Source organism: Pontibacter locisalis (genome assembly GCF_042684605.1).
In the GTDB taxonomy this organism is placed as follows: Bacteria; Bacteroidota; Bacteroidia; order Cytophagales; family Hymenobacteraceae; genus Pontibacter; species Pontibacter locisalis.
The window spans coordinates 1-3001 of sequence record NZ_JBHULU010000029.1; the positions used below are offsets into that span (position 1 = coordinate 1).

At 42.0% G+C, this 3001-nt stretch carries 3 protein-coding genes; 1 reads left to right on the forward strand and 2 read right to left on the reverse strand.

Features of this window, described 5'->3' with window-relative positions:
* A partial coding sequence (locus ACFSRY_RS19105; protein ID WP_377511911.1) for a hypothetical protein occupies window positions 1–209 on the forward strand: 209 nt, incomplete at its 5' end.
* A gap of 462 nt (window positions 210–671) precedes the next feature.
* Here the strand turns inward: ACFSRY_RS19105 and ACFSRY_RS19110 are convergent.
* Both ACFSRY_RS19110 and ACFSRY_RS19115 read right to left on the reverse strand, forming a co-directional pair.
* Window positions 672–1019 carry a hypothetical protein gene (locus tag ACFSRY_RS19110; RefSeq protein WP_377511914.1) on the reverse strand — a complete coding sequence of 116 codons (348 nt, stop codon included), beginning with the start codon at window positions 1017–1019 and terminating at the stop codon, window positions 672–674.
* Between the two features lie 599 nt (window positions 1020–1618).
* Window positions 1619–2110, reverse strand: a complete 492-nt coding sequence (locus tag ACFSRY_RS19115) for a CIA30 family protein (RefSeq protein WP_377511917.1) — start codon at window positions 2108–2110, stop codon at window positions 1619–1621.
* Window positions 2111–3001: the final 891 nt, after the last annotated feature.

The window sequence follows — 3001 nt, forward strand, 5'->3', positions numbered from 1 at the left end:
GAGATGAAGCTTGGCAGGAAAATAAACAGGGACTGCTGCAGCCAGATCTGGAAGAAGACATCCCGCACCTCTCGGCCAAGAGCTCTCTTTCAGGTAAGGTGAAGATTAGAAAAATTCAACTAAAATTCTTGACTTTTAAAACAGTACCTTATCCACAGCGATTTGATAGTTCTGGAAGCGTTAATTCAATCTTAAAGCCTAAGGCTTAGTTTGTATTATGCCTTGGGCTCCTCCAAGGCTGCTTCCCTGACTGTCACGGGTGTTTTATGTATGCTATGGCTGCAAAAAGGGCAAGCGTGAAGGACATGTCGTAGAAGCCCTTCTCGCTGGAGGTTAGCGCGGCATTTCGAAGGCCACCACAAGAAACGTTATGGACGGCAGCGCTGAGAACCACCTTATGCCGTAATACAGGACGGTGATAGGCATTCCTTCCATCTGGTTCTGGATGCTTTTCTGTACAGAGACCACCGAAATATAAAAGACTCAAGGCGAGTGCTATGAGACTGTCTCAGGCAGAAAATTAATCCCTACTTCTATTGAGAAATAGCAGTAGGGATTACAAAGTGTTAAAGTGGCTTGGTAACTTTCATACTCTTGCAAATAACAGGGGTGGCAACACTGAGACCAGTACTGCCACCCTTTTTAATTATTGTAATCAGCTTTTGAAAAGCTTAGTCGTTTCTGTCCTTCTGGGTAGTTACGATGTTGTTGCTACTATCAATGACAATGTCATACTCGTAGCACTCGCTCATATGCACTTCCTCTACATACTCCACCTTATCTACTGTCACGGTGTAGACAATGTGGCCAGCATCATAGTTTCTGTACTCAGAAGTTGAACCAGTCGGAACGTTATTGAGGTTCTCTGTGCTGCCACCAGAAGTCTTAATTTGGACACTTGCATCACCTGTGCCGTTGTTGGTAATCCTTGCCCTTGGTTTCTCACCTTCACACTTGTCACAGCCGCTTAGGGTGATTGCAAACAGTAGCAGCGTCATTAAAAAGGGGAATCGTTTCATCTAATAATTATGTATTTCTTTTTCCTACTCCTCTGGTTTTTCGGGCAGACCCCGTTTTTTCATGTGATGTCTGGACTTCACATCGGCAGCAGAGCAAAACAAATAGAAAGCCATTTGAAATATGAAGTATTTTAAAAAGCCTTCCAATTATCCTATTTAATAAGGCCGCTGCAGAGCCGAATCTAAACATACTGCTAAGAAAACACAAATGCAAAACAAGGCAATTTTAATCGATAGGACTTGGGATTGCTAGGCTGAAGTTTATATAGGTGCGGGATATAAACTGGCTTTTTAGTGGGCATTACTTATGCGAGACTTTAAAGTAATTCAGGATGCTTATAAATTTGGACCAGTGTCTGTCTTGGCTTTCATCTTTGTTAAGTTTCTATAATCTTTACTATAATAGTTAATCGCTTCCTCTAGTATATCTTTTAGTATAACTTTGTTCTGCAATCCAATTGAGCTAAAACATTCATATGCTTGCTGCATGTAAGGTCTCAAGTAACAGGTGATTACCTGATTTGACGGTAGCAAACATGAAGTTGGCTTGACATAAAGAATAATGCTAGTTGGAGTGGATGTCAGGGCACGATGGAAATTTACTGTAACTCGATCTTGTCAATTTCCAGCCTGAAATTCTCAGCTTTCCCGTTGCCTATCATAAACCGAATCTCCTGAAGCTTGCTGGCCTCGAAGTTGGGCTGGTTCAGCTTATTTCCGCGGTAGGTGGGTTCCATTTTGCTGAGCGGGATCTCTATTGTTTGCCAGTCTCCGCTGGATTTGAAGGTATATACATAGGAAGCCCTTTCACTCAGATCAGCTTTTACCCTGAACTGGTATTCCTTTCCATCTCCTTTTAAACGGATGACTGCCTTATCATAGCCACTTATGTCTTTGGGGTTGAAATGATATTGCATGGAGGCGAATCCGCCGTCATTCTCCAGGGAGACATACCCAGTAAAGACCGCGTTTCCCTGCTCACTGCGCGTGAGTTCGCTGGTGGATTTACCCCCCATCACCACATCGTTCTCTATTTCCCACACAGACCAGTCTGTTGAAGAACTAAAATCAAAGAGAAGTAAGCTTTTCATAAATATGGTGATTAAAAATAAAGATTTCATAGCCGTAACCCTATAGGTAGTTTAAGCGCTTGTTTGATATTGTGCATGACGCTGCAAAACAGAAGCTCGAACATGGCCAGAGTTCAGGCTTGCAGACTACTTGATAACATTGTCTGCTTCTAATAGTTTTTGATTGTCCAGTTTTTCATTAATGGTTGTGCCGTTCGCATCCCACGCAAAGCTCAGGAACTGTAGATTTTAGGGGTGTCTCTATGTTTGGTTTTTATTTTTAGAACCTTTTAAAACTCCCGTTTCTAGAGGGTTTGCCGCTTTCTCTGAAAGGTTTTCAATAGGTTTTCCAGTCTTGTAATCCCGTCTCACGATTCATAAATCAAAATTGTTTTATGAGATGAGTTTTTAAGTAGAAGAGTAGGGTAGGTAGTTATTTAAAATAATATCTATACCGATGCAGCTTGATGAGTGATATACAAAAGAAGATTTTAGAGAACTAGATAAAAAAGGGGAGGCAACGTCAGTAAAAATCTTTTCTGTTACTTTCCTGTTACTCTAAAATGAAAAAACCCGCTTATTTATCGAAATAAGCGGGTTTTTAAACTTTATTGTGTAGACCGAAGGATAGAATTATCGAACCATTTCCACAGGGATTTTGATGCCTTAGCCAACTATTTGGAGGCAGGGGAGGAGTAATTTGTTTTCCATGTAGGGCTGCCAGCTCAGCATGAGCACTTTCGTGTCCTTTACCCGCGTGCTCTCTCTTAGATAGATAAACTCTTACATGTTCGGGTTTCTTACCGCCACAGGTGGCAATCCTTCACATCCGGTTTGCCCACATGGCTTTGCATCAACTACTTTCCCCTAACGGCCAAGCCTTAAGTTGAGGTAAGGCCCCACGTTCAGGGT